A 19,447-nucleotide genomic window follows, 5' to 3' on the forward strand; every position below is an offset into this window, starting at 1 on the left:
GCTCTAGACCGGAAACCGGCACAAGGGGAGGGAGTGATGCACCTCGAAGGACTCGACCACGCCAATGTACGCCTGCGCCCGCAGGACCTGCCGGCCGCGCTCGCCTTCTACCGCGACCTGCTCGGCCTGACCGAAGGGCCGCGGCCAGCCTTCGAATTTTCCGGCGCCTGGCTGTACGCCGGCGGGCGGCCGATCGTGCATCTCGCCTGCCGCGACACGGTGGAGGCCCCGACCGGCCCTTCCCCCAGCGTGTCCTTCGAACACATTGCCTTCCGCGCGCGCGGCCTGCCGGAGGTGCGCGCGAAGCTTGCCGCCGATGGCGTGCCCTATGCCGAGGCGCCGCTGCCCGGTTTCCCGTTGCACCAGCTGTTCCTGACCGATCCCTTCGGGCTGCGGGTGGAACTGACCTTCGACATGAACGACAGCGCCAACAGCGGCTGACCCGTCGGATCGCGGCCGCGCCGCGGTCCGCGAGCGCGCGGCGCGCAAGCCAGGCATGCGGCTGGCCTTCGACATGAACGATGCGGCCCGCCGGGAGGCCGGCGTCACGCCGAAGGCGTGCCTCCGGCACGAAGCCAAGCAAACCGGAGGTTTGCGCGTCATGCCATAGGCGTGCCTTCGGCACGACGCGTCTGAGGGCATGAAAAGACTGATACCAACGGTCGCGAATAGCGGCCGCTGGTATGCGGCACGGCAATCACGCCGCGTAGCAGCGCATCCGTTGGCCGGGCAGAAGGTCATAGGGGGCCTGCCAGCCCGGCAGCGCCGCCACGCGCCCCAGCCAGGCTTCCACCGCCGGATGCGTGGCGGCCAGGTCGTAGCCTGCCTCGGGCTTCGGGAACATCAGGTAGCCGATCATCGAGATGTCGGCGACGGTCGGCCCTTCGCCGGCAACGAAGGCGCGCGCCTGCAGGTGGCCTTCCAGGATGGTCAGGTAGTCGTCGAGGCGCTTGCGCAGGAAGGTCATCACCGCCGGGTCCGGCGACGGCGTGAAGGCCCGCATGAAGCGGTAGCTCGCCATTGTCCCGGTCAGCTTGTGGTTGTCCCAGAACAGCCAGCGCAGCACCTCGAAGCGCTCCGCTTCGTCGCGGCCCTGGAAGCGGCCGAAGCGGTCCGCCAGACGGAGCAGGATCGGCGCGGTCTGGGTGAAAGCGACGCCGTGGTCGATCAGCACCGGGATCTCGCCCATCACGTTGACGGTGCGGCGCCACTCCGCCGTGCGCGTCACGCCGGCGGCGAAGTCGGTCCAGACCGGCTCGAAATCCTGTCCGCACAAGGTCAGCATCAGCGCGAGCTTGTAGCTGTTCCCGGACTCCGGGAAGTAATGCAGCCGGTAATCGGCCATGATGCGTGCCTCCGCGCGTGGACTTCTTGGCACTGCGCCATCCGGTGCCGGTGCGTGCAAGCCCCGCGCGCCGCAGGCCCGTCTTGAGTTGCGCGCCATCTGGTCGCGCGCGGTTCCCCGAGGGCCGGACCGCCCTCGCCCCGTTCAAGCAGGCAGCGTCTCCTGCCCGGGTGATTCCACCCGTGCGGGTTCTGCTCTAGCCTCCGCGCCCGGCGCACAGACGCCGCTGGAGGAACACCATGATCCCACGCCGCCACCTGCTGGCCGCCGGGACTGCCGGGCTGATCGCCGCCCCGGCAGTCGCGCAGAACACCCGCGCCGCCACCCTGCGCTTCGTGCCCCAGGCCAACCTCTCGGTGCTCGACCCGATCGTCACCACGGCGACCGTCACCGGCAACCACGGCTACTACATCTTCGACACGCTCTACGGCGTCGATGCGCAGCTCGCGCCGAAGCCGCAGATGGTCGAGGGGCATGAGGTTTCCTCCGATGGCCTCACCTGGTCCTTCCGCCTGCGCGAAGGCCTGCGCTTCCACGATGGCAGCCCGGTGCGCTCGGCCGACTGCATCGCCTCGATCAAGCGCTGGTGCGCGCGCGAGCCCTTCGGCCAGCTGCTCGCCCGCGTGGTCGAGGAATGGTCCGCCACCGACGACCGCAATTTCCGCGCGCGGCTCAAGCGGCCCTTCCCGCTGATGCTGGACGCGCTCGCCAAGCCGGATTCCTCGACGCTGTTCATCATGCCCGAACGGCTGGCCGCCACCGACCCGGCCCGCGCGGTGACCGAGATGATCGGATCCGGCCCCTTCCGCTTCGTCCCCGGCGAATACAATTCCGGCAGCCGCGTGGTGTATGAGAAGTTCGACGGCTACCGGCCGCGCCCCGAGGCGCCGTCCTGGACCTCGGGCGGCAAGGTCGCGAATTTCAATCGCATCGAGTGGCATATCCTGCCCGACGCCGCGACCGCTGCGGCGGCGCTCCAGGCCGGCGAGGTCGATTGGTGGGAACGCCCGCATCCCGACCTGCAGCCGCTGCTCGCCCGCGCCCGCGACGTGCGGCGGGAGATCACCGACCCGAATGGCCGACTGGCCGTGATGCGCATGAACAGCCTGCACCCGCCCTTCGACAACGCCGCGGTGCGCAAGGCCGTCCGCCTGTCGGTGGCGCAGGAGGAATACATGCGCGCGTCCCGCGGGGACGACCGGACCGAATGGTTCATCAACCGCAGCCTGTGGCCGCGCGGCACGCCCTACAACCGCGACGAGGGCGAAGCGATGATGCCGGGCGACCTGGATCGAGCGCGCGCCGCGCTGCGCGAGGCCGGCTATGGCGGGGAGCGCGTCGTCGTCATCAACCCGACCGACTTCCCCGATATCGGACCGCTCGGCCAGGTCACCGCCGACCGGCTGAAGCGGATCGGGATGAACGTCGATCTCGCCGAAAGCGACTGGGGCACCGTGGTCCAGCGCCGCACCAACCGCGAAACGGTCGACAAGGGCGGCTGGTCGATCCTGCACACGACCGGCGGCGCCACCGCCTGGGCCAATCCCGCCCTGTCGTTCCTGGTTCGCGGGCAAGGCACGGATGGCTGGTTCGGCTGGTGGCGCAACGCGCGCGCCGAGGAACTGGCGGAGGCCTGGCTGTTCGCCACCGACCCGGAACGGCAGAAGGCGCTGGCAACCGAACTGGGCCACCTGGCGCTGGATGATGTGTCGTTCCTGCCGCTCGGGCAGTTCGTGATCCGCACGGCATTCCGGCGGGACATCACGGGGATGCTGGAGGGGTCGTCCCCCTATCCGTGGAACGTCCGGCGGGGGTGAGCAGCAGGCCGGAGGGCGCCGCCCCTCCGGACCACCCCGCCAGGGGGCAACGGCCCCCTGGACCGCGGGGAATTGGCGCCCCGCGCCGCCAGCCGCAAGACAAGACCGTGGACAGCGGTTGCCGGTGCGCCACTCGTGCAGATCGCCGGGAATCCGCGGTCCAGGGACCCGCTGGTCCCTGGCGGGGTGGCTTGGAGGGGCGGCGCCCCTCCAATCTCCCGTTCACTCCACGACCGACCCCGGATCGCAATTCGCCCCGCACACCACCACGCCGATGCGCGCGCCCTTCGGAGGTGTCCAGGCATCCCCCAGCACGGCGGCGAGCGCCGTCGCGCCGCCCGGTTCGGCGACGATGCGCAGCTTGTCCCACAGCCAGCGTTGCGTGTTGCGGATCACCTGGTCCTGCAGCACCACGGAACGGCCGCCGACGGCCATCATCACCTCGAAGGGCAGCTCGCCGACGCGGCGGGCACCCAGGCTGTCGGCCGCGATGCCGCCGGATGGCGCGTCGATAGGCTGGCCGGCGAAGCCCGCCATGAACAGGGTCGGGCATTCCTCCGGCTCGGCGATCACCATCTGGACGCGGTTGCGGTACCAGGAGGCGATGCCGCCATAGAGGCCACCGCCGCCGGCCGCGACCACGACATGGGTCAGGTCGGGGGCATCGGCTTCGAACTCCATGCCGACCGTGCCCTGGCCGGCGAGGACTTCGTCCTGGTCATAGGCATGGACCATCAGCGCCCCGGTCTCGGCGGCGCGGGCTTCGCAGGCCAGGCGCGCCTCGTTGTAGGACGCGCCGCCGACGACGAGCGTCGCGCCGGTGGCGGCGATGCGGGCGCGCTTGGCTTCGGCGGCGATCTCGGGGACGAAGATCTCGGCCTTGATGCGCAGCACCTGGGCGGCATGGGCCACGGCCAGGCCGTGGTTGCCGCCCGAGGCGGCGATCACGCCGGCCTTGGGGACCTCGGCCGACAGGATGCGGTTGAAGGCGCCGCGCGGCTTGAAGGACCCGGTGACCTGAAGCTGTTCGAGCTTCAGGGTCAGCGGGTTCTCGAGCCCGGTCTCGGCCGGGGAGAGCCGGAGGACCGGGGTGCGGCGGATATGGGGGGCGATGCGTTCCGCGGCGGCGCGGATGGCGTCCTGGCTGGGCATGATGGGCGGCAGGGTGGCATCGGCGTGGCCTGCGGGCAACGCCACGGGCCGCTCCGTCCCGCGGCGCTTTCCCCCCTGCCCCATTTCTGCCACTGTCGGCCGTTGATACGGATTGTCACGCTGGGATGTTGCTTCACGGAAGCTGTGTTTCGCGCGACGCGGCGGCGGTGCTGCTGCTGGGCCCGCCCGGGTCCGGCAAGTCGGACCTCGTGCTGCGGCTGCTTGCGCGGGGCTGGGTCCTGGTGGCGGATGACCAGGTGACGATCGATGGGGTCGCGGTTTCGGCACCGCCCGCCTTGCGGGGGATGCTGGAGGTTCGGGGCCTGGGCATTTTCGAGGGGTTGGCGGTGGCCGAGGGGGCTCGTCTGGCGCTGGTGGTGGATCTGGTGGCGCGTGAAGCCGTGACGCGGCTACCCGCGCCTGCGCTGTGGGCGCCGGCCGCCGTGCCGCGGGTGGCGCTGCATGGCTTCGACGCCGCTGCGCCCGAAAAGGTCGCGCTGGCGCTCGACACCGCTCTCGGGCGCGCCACCCAGCGCGCCGGGGCTTTCGCGGCGTGATGGACGTTCCCACGCCGCCGCGCCGGCAGGTGGTGCTGGTCACCGGCCTGTCCGGCGCAGGCAAGGCCTCGATCCTGCGGGTTCTCGAGGATCTGGGTTACGAAACCGTTGATAACCCGCCGCTCAGCGTGCTCGAGGCGGTGGTCGGCGATGGCGAGCAGCCCTTGGCGGCCGGGGTGGACAGCCGCACCCGGGATTTCGACGCGGCAGCGGCGATGCGGCTTCTGGAACGGCTGCGGCTGCACCCGGACATCGTCGTGACGGTCGTCTTCGCCACCGCCGAGCCCGACGTGCTGCTGCGCCGCTTCACCGAGACGCGGCGGCGCCATCCGCTCGCCCCCGGCGGTCCGCTCGGCCACAGCGTCGCCGAAGGCATCGCGCGGGAGGCGGCGCTGCTGGCCCCCCTGCGCGAGACGGCGGAGATGGTCGTCGATACCTCCGACCTGCCGCTGCCGGAACTGCGCCGGATGATCGAACGCCGCTTCGGCATGGAAGGCGCGCCCGGGATGGGCGTTTCCGTGCTGTCCTTCGCGTTCCCGAAGGGGCTGCCGCGCGAGGCCGACCTGGTGTTCGACCTGCGCTTCCTGCGCAACCCGCACTACGTGGACGCATTGCGGCCGCTGACCGGGCGGGAAGCGGCGGTGGCTTCCTATATCGAGGCCGACCCCGACTTCGCGCCGTTCTGGCGGTGCATGACGGATATGTTGCGCCCGCTCTTGCCGCGCTACGCGCAGGAGGGGAAGAAGTACCTGACCATCGCGGTCGGCTGCACCGGCGGAAAGCATCGCTCGGTCCTGGCAGCGGAACGACTGGCACACCATCTTCAAACAGGCGGCTGGCGGGTGGAATTGCACCACCGGGAGCTTTCGGCCGGCGCGACGCCGGGGACGCAGCGCGGCGATGCCGCGGCGGCGCTCCAGGCAGGATCGCGCTTCGCCAGCCACGAAGCGGGGCGGGAGGCCCTGACGCAGGTATCATGATCGGGATGGTTCTGGTCACTCACGGCCGTCTGGCCGAGGAATTGCGGCACGCCATGGAACATGTGGTGGGGCCGCAGCAGGGCGTCGAAACCGTTTGCATCGGCCCCGATGACGACATGGAGCATACCCGCGCCGATATCCGCCGGTCGATCGAGGCGGTCGACCAGGGCGATGGCGTGGTGGTGCTGACGGACATGTTCGGCGGCACGCCATCCAACCTCGCGATGCAGATCGCCGGGTCCGACCGACCGGTGGAAGTGCTCGCCGGGGTGAACCTGCCGCTGCTGGTCAAGCTGGCGAAGGTGCGCGGCAGCGAGCCGCTGGCCGAAGCGGTGGACCACGCCAAGGCGGCGGGACGGAAATACATCGCCAGCGGGCGGGAAGTCGCAGCGGGTGCGCAGGTGACCCCGCCGGTCCCGGCCAGGAGGAACGGCGCGTGAACGAATGGCCAGATGAGCCGGGCGGGCGGGTTTTGGTGGAAACCATGCCGGCGGCCGGTCCGTGCGGGTGCGATCCGGGGGATTCCGGCATGGTGTTGCGGCGCAACGTGGTCATTCCGAACAGCCGGGGCCTGCATGCGCGCGCCGCGGCCAAGCTGGTGTCCATGGCCGAACGATTCTCCGCCTGCGTCAACGTCGTGCGCAACGGGGAAACCGTGCCCGCCTGCTCCATCATGGGACTCATGATGCTGGGCGCCGGCCAGGGTGCCGAGGTTATGATCGAGGCCGAGGGCTGGGACGCCAAGGAGGCGCTCGAGGCGGTCGCCGGCCTGGTCGAGGCCGGCTTCCATGAAGACTGAGACGACGAAGGCGAAGACGAAGGCGAAGCAGCCGGAGGTCGCGGTTCCCGGGATCGCGGTGTCCCATGGCGTTGCGGTCGGGCTGGTCTACGACACCACCGAACCGGTGACCGATGTGACGCGGCGGACCATCGCCGCCGATGCGGTGGATGACGAGAAGCAGAAGCTCGCCGTCGCCGTTGCCTTTTCCCGCAAGCAGATCGGCAAGCTCAAGACCCGCATCGGCATCCTGCCCGAGGAAGCGCAGGAGGAGATCGCGCCGCTGCTCGATGCGCATCTGATGATGCTGGGCAATTCGCGGCTGATCCGCGGCGCGCGCAAGCGCATCGAGGTCGGGCTGGTCGGCGCCGAGACTGCGGTGCTGGAGGAAGCGGAGGAGATCCGCGCCGTCATCCTGGCTGCCCGGGACGACGACAAGGCGGGTCTCGCGCGTCGCGCCAACGAGATCCGCGACATCGGCCGAAGGCTGATCCGCAACCTGACCGCCACGCCCTTCCGGTCCTTCAAGGATCTGCCCGAGGGCTGCATCCTGGTCGCCGAGGAACTGACGCCGGCCGATGCCGCGCTGTTGGACCCGTCGCGCGTCGCCGGCGTGGCCACCGAGGAGGGCGGGTCGGATGGCCATACCGCGATCATGCTGCGTGCGCTCGGCATTCCCGCGGTGCTGGGTGCCCACGGGCTGACCGAGGCCGCCCAGCGCGGCGACCAGGCGGTGCTGGACGGCACGGCGGGCGTGGTTTCCGTGCATCCGTCCGCCGCCACGCTGGCGATGGCGAAGGACCGGTTGGCCGCCTTCGCCAAGGAACGGACGAAGCTGTCCAAGCTGCGGCGCCTGCCGGCCGAGACGACCGATGGCGAGATGGTCGAGCTGCAGGCCAATCTCGAGATTCCGCAGGAGTTGCCGCTGATCGCCCAGGCCGGGGCGATGGGCATCGGCCTGCTGCGCACCGAATTCCTGTTCATGAATCGCGAGGACCTGCCCGACGAGGATGCGCAGGTCGAGGCCTACACCCAGGTTGTCGAGGCGATGGAGGGCCAGCCGGTCACCATCCGCGTGCTGGACTGGGGCGGCGAGAAGGACATGGAGGCGCTGGCCGACGGCGTCGCGCCAGTCCATGCCGGCAGCAATCCGGCGTTGGGGCTGCGTGGGCTGCGCATGTTGCTCAAGCGGCCGGAATTGCTGGAGGTCCAGTTCGCCGCCGTGCTGCGTGTCGCCGCCGCCGGCGGGGATGGCCATGTGCGGCTGCTGCTGCCGATGGTCACGGTGCCCGAGGAAGTGCGCCAGGCGCGCGAGATCTATGAACGCGTGGCCCGCCGCCTGCGTCGGCGTGGCGAGAAGCTGCCCGAGAAACTGCCGCCGCTCGGCGTGATGATCGAGACGCCGGGAGCGGCGCTGGCCGCCGATGCCATTGCGCTGGAGGCGGATTTCTTCGCCATCGGGACCAATGACCTGGCGATGTACACCCTGGCGGTGGACCGGTCGGAAGTGGATGTGTCGCATCTGTATGACCCGCTGCACCCTGCCGTGCTGCGGCTGGTGCAGTTCGCCACCGAAGCCGCGCTGCGGCTGCGCATGCCGGTGTCGGTCTGCGGCGAGATGGCGGGCAATCCGCAGCTGACGCCGCTGTTGCTGGGGCTGGGGCTGCGCACCTTCTCGATGAATGCGTCGGCGCTGCCGCGCGTGAAGCAGGCGGTGCGTGCGCTGGACATCGGCGACTGCGCCCGCTTTGCCCGGCGCGTGATGGAACAGTCCGACCCCGCACGGATCCGTGAACTGGTGGCGGGCTTTGCCGAAGGGATCACGGAGCGGGCGTGAAAACCCCGCCCGACCTCACAGCCGGCAACAAGCGCGTAACGTAACGCCTTCATCCTGCCTTGGTTGCGCCCCCTCACCGCCCCTCGCGGCCCGGAGGCTGACGTCATGGAACGAAGGACGTCTGACGCCATGCGCCACATCCGCCGCGCCGCCGTGACCGGTCTTTTCGCCATTTGGCTGGCGCCATTATCGGCGACGGCAGAAGCGCCGAACGGGCCATCCTATCGCGCCGATCGTCCGATGATGGCCGGGCAGAACGCTATCGAAAGCCGCCGCGAGCAGGACGATGACCGTCCGGAGGCCGATCTGCCGCCGGAGATGTGAGTAGGCCGCCGCTGCCGGCCACATAAAGATATCCTTATAAGTGATGATGCTCTCTGGCCTCGCCGGGCCGGGCGTGCTACCCGCCCGGCGATCCTTGGGTGAGAAAGAGAGAACGCATGTCCGCTGCCACCGATTTCGTCGTGAAGGACCTGTCCCTGGCCGCTTGGGGGCGGAAGGAAATCGCGATGGCCGAGGACGAGATGCCCGGCCTGATGGCGACCCGCGCCGAATACGGTGCGAAGCAGGTGCTCAAGGGCGCGCGCGTCGCCGGCTGCCTGCACATGACCATCCAGACCGCCGTGCTGATCGAGACGCTGAAGGCGCTCGGCGCCGATGTGCGCTGGTCGTCGTGCAACATCTTCTCCACGCAGGACCACGCCGCGGCCGCGATCGCCGCGACCGGCACGCCGGTGTTTGCCGTGAAGGGCGAGACGCTTCCGGAATACTGGCAGTATGTGAAGCGCACCCTGGAATGGGGCGATGGCGGTACGCCGAACGTGCTGCTGGACGATGGCGGCGACATGACGCTGCTGGTCCATTACGGCCTGCGCGCCGAGCAGGGCGACGTGGCCTTCCTGGAGAAGGCGACCAATGAGGAAGAGACCGTCTTCTTCGCGCTGATCAAGGAATGCCTGGCGACCAAGCCGGGCTGGTTCGCGCAGCTAGCGAAGTCGATCGTCGGTGTCTCCGAGGAGACGACGACGGGCGTGCACCGCCTCTACACCATGGCGAAGGAAGGCAAGCTGCTGTTCCCCGCCATCAACGTGAACGACAGCGTCACCAAGTCGAAGTTCGACAACCTGTATGGCTGCCGTGAATCGCTGGTGGATGCGATCCGCCGCGGCACCGACGTGATGATGGCCGGCAAGGTCGCGATGGTCTGCGGCTTCGGCGATGTGGGCAAGGGTTCCGCCGCGTCGCTGCGCAATGCCGGCTGCCGCGTCATGGTCAGCGAGGTCGATCCGATCTGCGCCCTGCAGGCCGCGATGGAAGGCTATGAGGTGGTGACGATGGAGCAGGCCGCCCCGCAGGCCGACATCTTCGTCACCGCCACCGGCAATGTCGATGTCATCACCGTGGACCACATGCGCGCGATGAAGCACCGCGCCATCGTTTGCAACATCGGCCACTTCGACAGCGAGATCCAGGTCGCTGGCCTACGCAACTTCAAGTGGGACAACATCAAGCCGCAGGTGGACGAGATCGAGTTCCCCGACGGCAAGCGCATGATCCTGCTGTCCGAAGGGCGCCTAGTGAATCTCGGCAACGCCACGGGGCACCCGTCCTTCGTGATGTCCGCGTCCTTCACCAACCAGACGCTGGCGCAGATCGAGCTGTGGACCAACCCGGGCAAGTACGAGAAGAAGGTCTACGTGCTGCCCAAGCACCTCGATGAGAAGGTGGCGTCGCTGCACCTGGCGAAGGTCGGCGCGACGCTGACCAAGATGTCGAAGCAGCAGGCGGACTACATCGGCGTGTCGGCGCAGGGGCCGTTCAAGGCGGAAGCCTACCGCTACTGAGGAAGAAAGGTCGGGGGAGAGAACTCCCCCGTCCCCCTCCCTTTTTTTGGCACTTGGCGCCGGCCCCGGCGGTCAGTCTCCAAAAGACAGAAAAAGGAGGGGGTTTGGGGGAGTTCATCTCCCCCAACCTTAATCCCGCCCCAAAAGGTCATAAGCCCGTATCAACGGGCCTTGCCAGCCGCCCGACCCGGTTGCACGCTTCCCCCAACGACGGACCTTCAGGGGGAAACATGTGGCATCGTGCATCGATGCTGGCGGTTGTGCTCGGCCTTCTGGCCGGCGCGGCGCAGGCGCAGCCTTTGGCCATCGAACGCTTCGGCTCCTTCCATGTCGGCGGCCGGCTGGTCGAGGTCACCGGCAAGCCGGTCATCGAATACACGCCCACCGTCGGCGGCGCGCCGCTGCGCATCGACCCCAACGGCACCTACATGGTCGGGCAGATGTATGCGCAGTTCATGGTGCCCGCACCGCTGCGCGGCACCGCGCCGCTGATGCTGTGGCACGGCGCCTACCTGACCGGCGTCACCTATGAAACCACGCCGGATGGCCGCGATGGCTGGCAGCATTTCTTCCTGCGCCGCGGCTGGGCGACCTATGTCACCGACGCGGTGGAACGCGGCCGCAGCGGCGCGGCCATGTCGCCCGAGATTTATGGCCGGTCGATCCACCTGCCCACCGTGAACCCGTGGGAACGCTTCCGCATCGGCGACGGTGCGGGGTCCTTCGCTCGTGGCACGGTGCTGCAGGGCAACCAGTTCCCCGCCGAGCGCGAGCAGTATTTGTCCTTCATGCGCCAGGTGGTGGCGCGCTACCTCGACACCGATGCGGATGTGATCGCGGCCTATGTCGCGCTGCTTGAACGCGTGGGGCCTTCGGTGGTGGTCGCGCATTCGCAGGGCGGCGCCTTCGCCTGGCAGGTGGCGCAGCGCCGGCCCGACCTGTTCCGCGCCCTGGTGCTGGTCGAACCCGCGGGCACAGGGGTCGCTGCGGATGCGGCGAAGCTGAAGGACGTGCCGACCATGCTGATGTATGGCGACTACGTCGATGCCGATCCGCGCTGGTCGGTGATCCGCCGCAATGCACGGACCTTCGCCGATGCCGTGCGCGCCGCCGGCGGCACGGTGGATGACGTGGACCTGCCGACCCAGGGCATCCGCGGCAACAGCCACATGATCATGATGGACCGCAATTCGGATGCGGTGGCCGAGGTGATTCAGGCCTGGCTCGCGGCGCGCGGGCTGTGGCGATGACGGCGCGGACCATCGCGCAGAAGATCATTGCCCGCGCGGCAGGCCGCGACGCCGTCGATGTCGGCGACTACGTCACCGTCACGCCGGATTACGTCGCCTGCCAGGAACTGTTCTGGCCCGGCCACAAGCGCAACCTGGAACGCATCGGCGTCGATCGAATCCCGCGTCCGGACAAGGCGGTGATGGTGGTCGACCATTCTACCTCCGCCGCCATGGGGTCGCACCATCATGAGACGCACCGCACGCTGCGCGATTGGTGCACACGACAGGGGATCGAGAACTTCTTCGGCCCCGGCAACGGGCTGCGCCACCTGGTGCTGACCGAGCACGGCTTCGCGCGACCGGGGACGCTGATCTTCTCGGACGAAGGCAATATCGCCAGCATCGGCGCGCTGGGCGCGCTGAACATCCCGATCTCGACCGAGGTCATCGTCGCGCTGATCCAGGATTCCAACTGGCTCGCCGTGCCGCCTTCGGCGCGCATCACGCTGACGGGGCGGCTGGGCTTCGGCGTCACGGCGCGGGACCTGATCCAGGCCATCCTGCGCGACGCGACGCCGGATGGTCGGTTGCTGCAATGCTGCGTGGAATTCGACGGCGATGGCGTCTCGTCACTGTCGCTGGATGACCGGCAGACGATCCTCGCCTCCCTGTTCCACAGCGGTGCCTATACCGGGATCATGGAACCGGATGCGGCGGCACTCGACTACGTCCGCGCGCGTGCGGGCGACCGGCCCTGGCAGATGGTGCGTGCCGACCCGGGCGCCGACTACATGGCGCGCATGACCTATGACCTCGGCGCCATTGCGCCGATGGTGACGGTGCCGCCCGACGCGCATGGTGCCGTGCCGGTCGCCGAAGCCGCGGGACAGCATATCGACCAGGCCTCGATCGGGTCCTGCGCCGGCAACCGCATCGAGGACATGCGCGACGCCGCACGCATCCTGCGAGGGCGTCAGGTCGCGCCGCATGTCACGCTGTACATCACGCCCGGCAGCCGGGAGGTCTACGCGACGGCCGCGCGCGAGGGTCTGCTGGAAGTTTTCGCGGAATCGGGCGCGGCGGTGCTCGCGCCGGGCTGCACCACCTGCTGGGGCTACCAGGGCGTTCTGAACGACAACGAGGTCTCGATCTCCACCCAGCAATTCAACTACCAGGGCCGTAACGGCGCGCGCACCTCGCGCGTGTTCCTCGCAGGGCCGCTGACGGTCGCGGCATCGGCGATCGCGGGCCGCATCACCGACCCGCGGGAGATGCTGCCATGACCGCGCGTGGCCGCGTCTGGAAGTTCGGCGACGACATCTCCGGTGACGATGGCATCATCGAATTCGCGATCATTCGCGACAGCTTCGGCAAGGAATTCGACGAGGAAGCCTTGCGGGCGATGTGCTTCCGTCGCCTGCGCCCGGAATTCCCGGCGCAGGTGAAGCCGGGCGATATCGTCGTCGGCGGGCGCAACTTCGCGCATCACAATCATGTCGAGGTGTCGGTCTCCATCCGTGCCTCGGGCGTGTCGGTCGTCGTGGTCGAATCCTGCGATTCCGGTTTCATGCGCCGGGCCCTGAACAACGGCCTGGCCGTCATGGCATGCCCGGGCATCGCGGTGGCGGTCGAGGATGGCGAGGTCATCAGCGCCGACCCCGCGACGGGAGAGGTCACGCTGCCCTCGGGCCGCGTGCTGCGCGCCAAGCCGTTCTCGGAACGCATGGTGCAGATCTGGCGGGCGGGCGGAACCATCCCGCTGCTCGCCGCCGAATTCGCCGCGCGACGCGCCGCGGCGGGACAGGGAGAGACCGCATGATGCCGACCCGCCGCAGTATCCTTGCCGCCACCCTTGCGGCCCCGGCCGCGGCGCAGGCGCAAGGTTTCCCGGACCGCCCGGTGCGCGTGATGGTGCCCTTCCCGCCCGGCGGCAACGTGGATTTCACGGCGCGACTGCTCGCGCCCGCGCTGCAGGCCGCGCTGGGCCAGCCCGTGATCGTGGAGAATCGCGGCGGCGCAGGCGGCATTGTCGGCACGGAAGCGGTGGCCCGGTCGCGCCCTGACGGCACGATGGTTCTGCTTGGTTCCACCGGGCCAATCTCGCTGTTCCCGGTGGCGATGCAGACCCTGCCCTACGATACGCTGCGTGACTTCGCGCCGATCGGCATCGCGTATCGCGTGCCGATCGTGCTGATGGTTGGCCGCCAGGTGCCGGCGCGCACGCTGGCGGACTTCGTCGCGCTGGCGAAGGCAACGACGGGTGGGCTGTCCGCAGGCACGGCCGGGATCGGTTCCGGCGCGCATCTGGCGCTGGAGATGTTCAATGCCGGCACCGGCGCGGGCATCGTGCATGTGCCCTATCGCGGCACCGGCCCGGCGCTGAGCGACCTGATCGCCGGCACCATCCCGATCGTGTTCGACCAGTTGTCCAGCGCATTGCCGCTGCAGGCCGATGGCCGTGCGCGCATCCTCGGCATCGCATCCGCCGCGCGGTCGCCGCTGCTGCCGGATGTGCCGACGCTGCGCGAAGCCGGGCTGGTGGAACCGGAACTGTCCACCACGCTCGGCCTGCTCGCGCCGGCCAATACGCCGGATGTCATCATCGGCACATGGCGCGACGCGCTGGCTGCCGCCATGGCCGACCCCGCGGTGCGCGACCGGCTGGTCAGCCTCGGCGCCGAGATCCCGTCCGCCGCCGAGATCACCCCGGCGCGCTATGCCGCGGTGATCCGGGAGGAGATGGAGACGAACCGCCGCGCCGTGCAGTTCGGCAACATCCGTCTGGAATAATCAGGCGACTTCGAACAACCCGGCGGCGCCCTGGCCGCCGCCGACGCACATCGTCACCACGACGAATTTCGCGCCGCGCTTCTTGCCCTCGATCAGCGCGTGCCCGGCCATACGAGCGCCCGACATGCCATAGGGATGGCCGACCGAGATCGCCCCGCCATCGACATTCAACCGGTCATCGGGAATGCCGAGCCGGTCGCGGCAATAGATCACCTGGCAGGCGAAGGCCTCGTTCAGCTCCCACAACCCGATGTCGTCGATGGACAGCCCATGCTGCTTCAGCAGCTTCGGCACCGCGAAAACGGGCCCGATGCCCATCTCCCCCGGATCGCAGCCCGCCACCGCCATGCCGCGATAGATGCCGAGAGGATGCAGGCCGCGGCGGGACGCTTCCGCTTCCTCCATCACCACGGCCGCCGAGGCGCCGTCCGAGAGCTGGCTCGCATTGCCGGCGGTGATGAAGCGGCCTTCCTTGACCGCCATCCCATCCTTGAACACCGGCTTCAGCGACTTCAGGCCTTCCAGCGTGGTGTCGGCGCGGTTGCCCTCGTCGCGGGCCAGCGTGGTGGGCACGTCGCGGATTTCGCCGGTGGCCTTGTCGGCAACCTTCATGATCGTTGCCAGCGGCACGATCTCATCGTCGAAGGCGCCACGCTGCTGCGCGGCCGCCGTGCGCTGCTGGCTGCGCAGTGCGTAGTCATCCTGCGCGTCGCGCGGGATGCCGTAGCGATCGGCGACGATCTCCGCAGTCTCCAGCATCGACATGTAGAGCGCGGGGATGCGTTCCATCAGCGCCGGATCGGCGCGGCGGAACCAGTTCGCCTTGTCGTTCTGCACCAGCGAGATGGATTCCAGCCCGCCGCCGACCGCGACCTGCATGCCATCATGCAGTACCTGCTTCGCGGCGGTCGCGATCGCCATCAGCCCCGAGGAGCATTGCCGGTCGAGCGACATCCCCGGCACCGTATCCGGGAGCCCGGCGGCCAGGGCCACCTGCCGCCCGACATTCGACCCCTGGCAGCCCTGTTGCAGGGCGGCGCCCATGATCACGTCCTCGACCTGCGCGGGGTCGAGGCCCGCGCGCGCCACCGCCGCGCGCACCGCGTGCCCGCCCAGCGTCTGCGCATTGGTGTCGTTGAAGGCCCCGCGATAGGCACGCCCGATCGGCGTGCGGGCGGTCGAGACGATGACGGCGCTGCGCATTGGCGTTTCCTTCCCTGACGGCTGGTTGCCGCGACGGTAGCCGAAACGGTCAGCGCGCGCCCAGCCGCTTCCACACCCCATCGGCGGTGGCGACGATACGGTCGCCCACGGTGATCTGCCCGCGCACGAAGACGATGGATTTGGTTGCCCGCACGGCCTCGCCCCGCGCTTCCATGAACTCCCCGGCCTTGGCGGCAGAGACGAAATGGGTGTTGAGCTGGATCGTCACCACCGGGTCGCGCTTCGCTGCCTCCCAGCAGGTGGCACCCAGGATCTGGTCGAGGAAGGTGACCAGCATCCCGCCATGGACGATGCCATGGGCGTTGCCGTGCTTATCCTCGGCGAGCAGGCCATAGGCCCAGCCATCGCCTTCCCTCTTCGACCAGAAGGGGCCGACCAGGGTGGGGAAGCCGTCTTCGTGCCAGCGGAACTGATTCCATCCGGCGGCGGCGGGGTCGAACAGGGCGGGGGTGGGCGCGTTGGTCATGCATTCCGCTTGGCGCGATGGGCTGGCGCCGTCAACGGGGGGTGTTAGCGTGACGTCCATGCGCCTGTTCCATGCCCCCGGCTCGCCCTATGCCCGCATCGCCCGCATGGCGGTGATCGAACTCGGTCTTGAGGACCGCGTGGCGGTCACGGAGGCAACGCTGCGCGACCCGGCTTCCATCCTGTTGCCGTTCAATCCGGTGGGGCGCGTGCCGGCGCTGGTGCTCGACGACGGGACCGCCATCACCGAGACCACGCCGGTCCTGATGATGCTGGACAGCCTGGTGGAACCGGCGCGCCACCTGCTTCCGGGGCCGAAGACGCCGCACGCGCTGGCGGCCTATGGACGTGTGCTCGGCATGCTGGATGGTATCGCGGTCTGGAACCGCGAATTGCGGAGACCGGAGCATGAGCGTTCCCCCGGCGTCATCGCGCTGGAGGCGCGGCGCGCCATCCGCGTCGCCGATGAGCTGGAACGCGCCGTTGCCGCCGGTGGCTTCGCCCCGCGGGATGCGGGGTTCCTCGCGCTGGTATCGGTATTCGGATATTGCGAACGGCGCCACACCACCTTCGACTGGCGCCAGGACCGCCCGGCGCTGGCCGCGTTGTTCGATGCGGCGCAGTCGCGCCCCAGCGTGGCGCGAACCGTCCCGCCCGCCGGCATGGGCAGCACCGCACCCGCCGCTTGAGGGATCAACAGATCGGTTCGATGCCCGGCATCGAACCGCGAGGGCACGGCGCGACCGCGCCCGGACCATCAGTCATCCCCTACGCGCCAGTGCAGGGCGCGAAGGCAAGGGCCGCGGATGCGGCCCGCCCGCCGTCTGAGGGAAAATAGTTAACCCGGCATGCGGATGTTGCGGGTGCGGATGAGGTTGCCCCACTTCTCGCTCTCCCGCACGGCGTAGGTCGCGAATTCCGCCGGCGTGCCGCCGACCGGGTCCGCACCTTGGGCGATGATCTGCTGGCGGAAGGCGGGGTCGTTCACCGCGGCGTGGACCGCTTCGGCCAGCCGCGCGACGATGGGCGCCGGCAGGTTGGCCGGCGCCATCAGCGCCATGTCGGTCGAGGATTCGAAACCGGCCACCCCGGCTTCCTGCAACGTCGGCACGTCCTGCGCGAGCGGCGTGCGCGCCGCCGTACTAACCGCGAGCATCTTCAGTGTGCCCGCCTGGCGATGCGGCAGGGCGGTGATGGCATCGATGAAGGACATCTTCGTCTCGCCCGCCAGCACTGCCTGCGCGGACGGCGCGCCGCCGCGATAGGGCACATGCACCATGTCCAGGCCCGCCGCCGCCATCAGCAGCTCGGTTGCCAGGTGGCTGGTCGCGCCGATGCCGGCGGAGGAGAAGTTGATCTCGCCAGGCCGCGCGCGGATATAGGCGAGGAACTCCTGGATGGTCGTCACCGGCACCGAGGGATGCACGCAGACCGCCTGCGCGGTGCGCGCCATCAGGCTGATGCCGGTGAAGGCGGTGCGGTTGTCATAGGGCAGCGGCGAGATCAGGTGCGGCGCGATGGCATAGGTGCTGTTGGTCGCGGACAGCAGCACATAGCCATCCGGGCGCTGTTGCGCGACGTAGCTGTGCCCGATCGTGCCCGATGCGCCGGCACGGTTCTCGACCACGAAATTCTGCCCGAAGGCCTGGGTGAAGCGCTGCGCGAACAGCCGCGTCATGGTGTCGGAGGACCCGCCGGCCGGCCAGGGATTGACCAGCGTCACCGGGCGCGACGGCCAGGTCGCCTGGGCCAGCGCAGGGCGCAGCGCGGGCATCGCGAGGGTCGCGGCGAGCAGCGCGCGTCGATGCAGGGTGGTCATGTCACGGGCCTCCAGGGCTTTCGGAATGGTGCGGGCGCGTCGCGGCCGGTCGGCGCGCCGGGTGGCGCATCGACCGCTCGGTCTTCAATCCGGCGAGGCTCGGTCGATGCACGTTGCGTGCCGCATGGCTGCTGCGATCCGACATGCCCGCATGCTTCCCCCGGCGGCGGATCGGCGCAACCCACCAATTCGGGCCCACGCCGGGTCTGGACAGCGTCGGCAGGCGCGGCGAAGACAGTGTGCATGACCGACCGGACCTTGGCCGCGACGCGGCTGCTCGACAGCGTGGATGGCGATGCGGCGCTGCCGGCGGCCGCGGACATCGTGGTGATCGGCGCCGGCATCGTCGGTGTCGCCGCGGCCTACGCATTGGCCAAGGCCGGGCATTCCGTCGCGCTGGTGGAAAAAGGCGTCGTCGCCGGCGAGCAGTCGAGCCGCAACTGGGGTTGGTGCCGCCTGCTCAATCGCGACGAGCGCGAAATCCCGCTCATGCAGCACAGTCACGAATTGTGGGACCGCCTGCCGGGCGAGATCGGCGCCGATCTGGGCTTCCGGCGCAATGGCCTTGTCTATGTCACCAAGGACCCGCAGCAACTGGCGTCGTGGCAAGGCTGGGCCGACATGGCGCGGGCCTATCAGGTGCCGTTGCGCATGATCGATGGCGCCGAGGCGAAGCGCCTGACGCCCGGCAACGAACAGGATTGGATCGGCGGCGTCGTCTCCCCGCGCGACGGCCGTGCCGAACCGGCCATGGCCGCGCCGGCGCTGGCCAAGGCGGCCCGCGCGCAGGGTGCGACGCTGCATCAGAACTGCGCGGTGCGCGGTCTGGATATCACCGGTGGGCGCCTGTCCGGCGTCTTCACCGAGAAGGGGCTGATCCGCTGCAACGCGGCGATCCTCGCCGGCGGTGCCTGGGCGTCGATGTTCCTGCGCCGGCACGGTGCGGACATGCCGCAATCCTCGGTGCATTCGACCGTCTTCGCGACCACTCCGGCGAAGCAGGTTTCGCCGGGCGGATTGTTCACGCCCGACTTCATCCTCACGCCGCGGCTGGATGGTGGCTACATCGTCGCCGCCCGGGCGCGCGGCAGGCTGGAACTGACGCCGGCGGGCATCCGCTATGCCCGCCAGTTCCTGCCCAGCCTGCGCAAGAACTGGAAGATGGTGGAACTGCGCCTCGGCCGGTCCTTCTTCGAAGGTCCCGATGCCTGGCACGGCGCCTGGTCCTTCGATCGCCCCACGGTCTTCGAACGCATCCGCGTGCTGGACCCCAAGCCGAAGACAAGCATCGTCGAGCCCGCGCTGCGCGAGATCGTCGCCACCTATCCTGAGCTCGCCGGCATCCGCGCCGCGCGGATCTGGGCCGGATGGATCGATTCGACGCCCGATGCGGTGCCGGTGATCTCCCCGGTCGAGGCCGTGCCGGGCCTGGTCGTCGCCGCGGGGTTCAGCGGGCATGGCTTCGGCATCGGCCTGGGCGCCGGGCGGCTGGCGGCGGACCTTGCCACCGGCGCGCCGCCGGTCGTGGATGCCGCGCCCTTCGCGCTGAAGCGCTTTTTCGACGGCAGCCCGATCCGCTCGCCGAGCGGAATCTGAAGCGCGGCCGC

General features: G+C 69.4%; 20 protein-coding genes. 15 read left to right on the plus strand and 5 right to left on the minus strand.

The window, feature by feature from the left end; translation table 11 throughout:
* Window positions 1–36 precede the first annotated feature (36 nt).
* Window positions 37–441 carry a VOC family protein gene (locus tag AAFN86_RS04595; protein ID WP_347542043.1) on the plus strand — a complete coding sequence of 135 codons (405 nt, stop codon included), beginning with the start codon at window positions 37–39 and terminating at the stop codon, window positions 439–441.
* Between the two features lie 256 nt (window positions 442–697).
* On the opposite strand, the gene AAFN86_RS04600 is transcribed toward AAFN86_RS04595, so the two are convergent.
* On the minus strand, window positions 698–1,345 hold the full coding sequence (locus tag AAFN86_RS04600; RefSeq protein WP_347542044.1) for a glutathione S-transferase family protein: 648 nt from the start codon (window positions 1,343–1,345) through the stop codon (window positions 698–700).
* A gap of 239 nt (window positions 1,346–1,584) precedes the next feature.
* Between AAFN86_RS04600 and AAFN86_RS04605 the strand changes: the two genes are divergently transcribed.
* Entirely contained in the window at window positions 1,585–3,162 is a 1,578-nt protein-coding gene (locus tag AAFN86_RS04605) for an ABC transporter substrate-binding protein (RefSeq protein ID WP_347542045.1), read from the plus strand.
* A gap of 222 nt (window positions 3,163–3,384) precedes the next feature.
* On the opposite strand, the gene AAFN86_RS04610 is transcribed toward AAFN86_RS04605, so the two are convergent.
* The gene (locus AAFN86_RS04610; RefSeq protein WP_347542046.1) at window positions 3,385–4,359 is read right to left on the minus strand and encodes a threonine/serine dehydratase; all 975 of its coding nucleotides are present in this window, start codon (window positions 4,357–4,359) and stop codon (window positions 3,385–3,387) included.
* An 80-nt stretch (window positions 4,360–4,439) separates the two neighbouring features.
* On the opposite strand from AAFN86_RS04610, the gene AAFN86_RS04615 reads away from it, so the two are divergent.
* From AAFN86_RS04615 to AAFN86_RS04665, 11 genes are all read left to right on the plus strand, one after another.
* Window positions 4,440–4,871, plus strand: coding sequence for an aldolase (locus tag AAFN86_RS04615; protein ID WP_347542047.1), 432 nt, complete (start codon window positions 4,440–4,442; stop codon window positions 4,869–4,871).
* Window positions 4,871–5,851, plus strand: coding sequence for an RNase adapter RapZ (gene rapZ, locus AAFN86_RS04620; RefSeq protein ID WP_347542392.1), 981 nt, complete (start codon window positions 4,871–4,873; stop codon window positions 5,849–5,851). Before AAFN86_RS04615 ends, rapZ begins: the two co-directional genes overlap by 1 nt.
* Entirely contained in the window at window positions 5,848–6,291 is a 444-nt protein-coding gene (locus AAFN86_RS04625) for a PTS sugar transporter subunit IIA (RefSeq protein ID WP_347542048.1), read from the plus strand. Before rapZ ends, AAFN86_RS04625 begins: the two co-directional genes overlap by 4 nt.
* A complete protein-coding gene (locus tag AAFN86_RS04630; protein ID WP_408906579.1) occupies window positions 6,288–6,650 on the plus strand; it encodes an HPr family phosphocarrier protein in 363 nt (120 codons plus the stop codon). Before AAFN86_RS04625 ends, AAFN86_RS04630 begins: the two co-directional genes overlap by 4 nt.
* A complete protein-coding gene (ptsP, locus tag AAFN86_RS04635) occupies window positions 6,640–8,466 on the plus strand; it encodes a phosphoenolpyruvate--protein phosphotransferase (protein ID WP_347542049.1) in 1,827 nt (608 codons plus the stop codon). The genes AAFN86_RS04630 and ptsP overlap by 11 nt, the downstream gene beginning before the upstream one ends.
* A gap of 105 nt (window positions 8,467–8,571) precedes the next feature.
* Window positions 8,572–8,790: a hypothetical protein gene (locus AAFN86_RS04640; RefSeq protein WP_347542050.1), complete on the plus strand. Its 219-nt coding sequence runs from the start codon at window positions 8,572–8,574 to the stop codon at window positions 8,788–8,790.
* A 116-nt stretch (window positions 8,791–8,906) separates the two neighbouring features.
* Window positions 8,907–10,310, plus strand: a complete 1,404-nt coding sequence (ahcY, locus tag AAFN86_RS04645; protein WP_347542051.1) for an adenosylhomocysteinase — start codon at window positions 8,907–8,909, stop codon at window positions 10,308–10,310.
* 230 nt (window positions 10,311–10,540) lie between these two features.
* Window positions 10,541–11,560, plus strand: a complete 1,020-nt coding sequence (locus AAFN86_RS04650) for an alpha/beta fold hydrolase (RefSeq protein ID WP_347542052.1) — start codon at window positions 10,541–10,543, stop codon at window positions 11,558–11,560.
* The gene (locus tag AAFN86_RS04655) at window positions 11,557–12,825 is read left to right on the plus strand and encodes an aconitase family protein (protein WP_347542053.1); all 1,269 of its coding nucleotides are present in this window, start codon (window positions 11,557–11,559) and stop codon (window positions 12,823–12,825) included. The genes AAFN86_RS04650 and AAFN86_RS04655 overlap by 4 nt, the downstream gene beginning before the upstream one ends.
* The gene (locus tag AAFN86_RS04660) at window positions 12,822–13,361 is read left to right on the plus strand and encodes a hypothetical protein (protein ID WP_347542054.1); all 540 of its coding nucleotides are present in this window, start codon (window positions 12,822–12,824) and stop codon (window positions 13,359–13,361) included. The genes AAFN86_RS04655 and AAFN86_RS04660 overlap by 4 nt, the downstream gene beginning before the upstream one ends.
* Complete coding sequence (locus AAFN86_RS04665; RefSeq protein WP_347542055.1) at window positions 13,358–14,332, plus strand: tripartite tricarboxylate transporter substrate binding protein; 975 nt, start codon at window positions 13,358–13,360, stop codon at window positions 14,330–14,332. The genes AAFN86_RS04660 and AAFN86_RS04665 overlap by 4 nt, the downstream gene beginning before the upstream one ends.
* On the opposite strand, the gene AAFN86_RS04670 is transcribed toward AAFN86_RS04665, so the two are convergent.
* Together AAFN86_RS04670 and AAFN86_RS04675 are read right to left on the minus strand one after the other, a co-directional pair.
* Window positions 14,333–15,535: an acetyl-CoA C-acyltransferase gene (locus tag AAFN86_RS04670; RefSeq protein ID WP_347542056.1), complete on the minus strand. Its 1,203-nt coding sequence runs from the start codon at window positions 15,533–15,535 to the stop codon at window positions 14,333–14,335.
* Window positions 15,536–15,584: 49 nt separating this feature from the next.
* Complete coding sequence (locus AAFN86_RS04675; RefSeq protein ID WP_347542057.1) at window positions 15,585–16,022, minus strand: PaaI family thioesterase; 438 nt, start codon at window positions 16,020–16,022, stop codon at window positions 15,585–15,587.
* Between the two features lie 58 nt (window positions 16,023–16,080).
* On the opposite strand from AAFN86_RS04675, the gene AAFN86_RS04680 reads away from it, so the two are divergent.
* Window positions 16,081–16,710: a glutathione S-transferase family protein gene (locus tag AAFN86_RS04680; RefSeq protein WP_347542394.1), complete on the plus strand. Its 630-nt coding sequence runs from the start codon at window positions 16,081–16,083 to the stop codon at window positions 16,708–16,710.
* Window positions 16,711–16,859: 149 nt separating this feature from the next.
* Here the strand turns inward: AAFN86_RS04680 and AAFN86_RS04685 are convergent, their stop codons facing one another.
* Complete coding sequence (locus AAFN86_RS04685; protein ID WP_347542058.1) at window positions 16,860–17,840, minus strand: tripartite tricarboxylate transporter substrate binding protein; 981 nt, start codon at window positions 17,838–17,840, stop codon at window positions 16,860–16,862.
* A 243-nt stretch (window positions 17,841–18,083) separates the two neighbouring features.
* On the opposite strand from AAFN86_RS04685, the gene AAFN86_RS04690 reads away from it, so the two are divergent.
* On the plus strand, window positions 18,084–19,436 hold the full coding sequence (locus AAFN86_RS04690; protein WP_347542059.1) for an FAD-binding oxidoreductase: 1,353 nt from the start codon (window positions 18,084–18,086) through the stop codon (window positions 19,434–19,436).
* The last annotated feature ends 11 nt before the right edge of the window (window positions 19,437–19,447 follow it).

This window comes from Roseomonas sp. CAU 1739 (assembly GCF_039839775.1).
In the GTDB taxonomy this organism is placed as follows: Bacteria; Pseudomonadota; Alphaproteobacteria; order Acetobacterales; family Acetobacteraceae; genus Neoroseomonas.

What these genes read in the sequence shown, in the direction of transcription:
- AAFN86_RS04595 (WP_347542043.1), top strand. Translation starts at nt 37, where the DNA reads ATGCACCTCGAAGGACTCGACCACGCCAATGTACGCCTGCGCCCGCAG.
- AAFN86_RS04600 (WP_347542044.1), bottom strand. Translation starts at nt 1,345, where the DNA reads ATGGCCGATTACCGGCTGCATTACTTCCCGGAGTCCGGGAACAGCTAC.
- AAFN86_RS04605 (WP_347542045.1), top strand. Translation starts at nt 1,585, where the DNA reads ATGATCCCACGCCGCCACCTGCTGGCCGCCGGGACTGCCGGGCTGATC.
- AAFN86_RS04615 (WP_347542047.1), top strand. Translation starts at nt 4,440, where the DNA reads ATGTTGCTTCACGGAAGCTGTGTTTCGCGCGACGCGGCGGCGGTGCTG.
- rapZ (WP_347542392.1), top strand. Translation starts at nt 4,871, where the DNA reads ATGGACGTTCCCACGCCGCCGCGCCGGCAGGTGGTGCTGGTCACCGGC.
- AAFN86_RS04625 (WP_347542048.1), top strand. Translation starts at nt 5,848, where the DNA reads ATGATCGGGATGGTTCTGGTCACTCACGGCCGTCTGGCCGAGGAATTG.
- ptsP (WP_347542049.1), top strand. Translation starts at nt 6,640, where the DNA reads ATGAAGACTGAGACGACGAAGGCGAAGACGAAGGCGAAGCAGCCGGAG.
- AAFN86_RS04640 (WP_347542050.1), top strand. Translation starts at nt 8,572, where the DNA reads ATGGAACGAAGGACGTCTGACGCCATGCGCCACATCCGCCGCGCCGCC.
- ahcY (WP_347542051.1), top strand. Translation starts at nt 8,907, where the DNA reads ATGTCCGCTGCCACCGATTTCGTCGTGAAGGACCTGTCCCTGGCCGCT.
- AAFN86_RS04650 (WP_347542052.1), top strand. Translation starts at nt 10,541, where the DNA reads ATGTGGCATCGTGCATCGATGCTGGCGGTTGTGCTCGGCCTTCTGGCC.
- AAFN86_RS04655 (WP_347542053.1), top strand. Translation starts at nt 11,557, where the DNA reads ATGACGGCGCGGACCATCGCGCAGAAGATCATTGCCCGCGCGGCAGGC.
- AAFN86_RS04660 (WP_347542054.1), top strand. Translation starts at nt 12,822, where the DNA reads ATGACCGCGCGTGGCCGCGTCTGGAAGTTCGGCGACGACATCTCCGGT.
- AAFN86_RS04665 (WP_347542055.1), top strand. Translation starts at nt 13,358, where the DNA reads ATGATGCCGACCCGCCGCAGTATCCTTGCCGCCACCCTTGCGGCCCCG.
- AAFN86_RS04670 (WP_347542056.1), bottom strand. Translation starts at nt 15,535, where the DNA reads ATGCGCAGCGCCGTCATCGTCTCGACCGCCCGCACGCCGATCGGGCGT.
- AAFN86_RS04675 (WP_347542057.1), bottom strand. Translation starts at nt 16,022, where the DNA reads ATGACCAACGCGCCCACCCCCGCCCTGTTCGACCCCGCCGCCGCCGGA.
- AAFN86_RS04680 (WP_347542394.1), top strand. Translation starts at nt 16,081, where the DNA reads ATGCGCCTGTTCCATGCCCCCGGCTCGCCCTATGCCCGCATCGCCCGC.
- AAFN86_RS04685 (WP_347542058.1), bottom strand. Translation starts at nt 17,840, where the DNA reads ATGACCACCCTGCATCGACGCGCGCTGCTCGCCGCGACCCTCGCGATG.
- AAFN86_RS04690 (WP_347542059.1), top strand. Translation starts at nt 18,084, where the DNA reads ATGACCGACCGGACCTTGGCCGCGACGCGGCTGCTCGACAGCGTGGAT.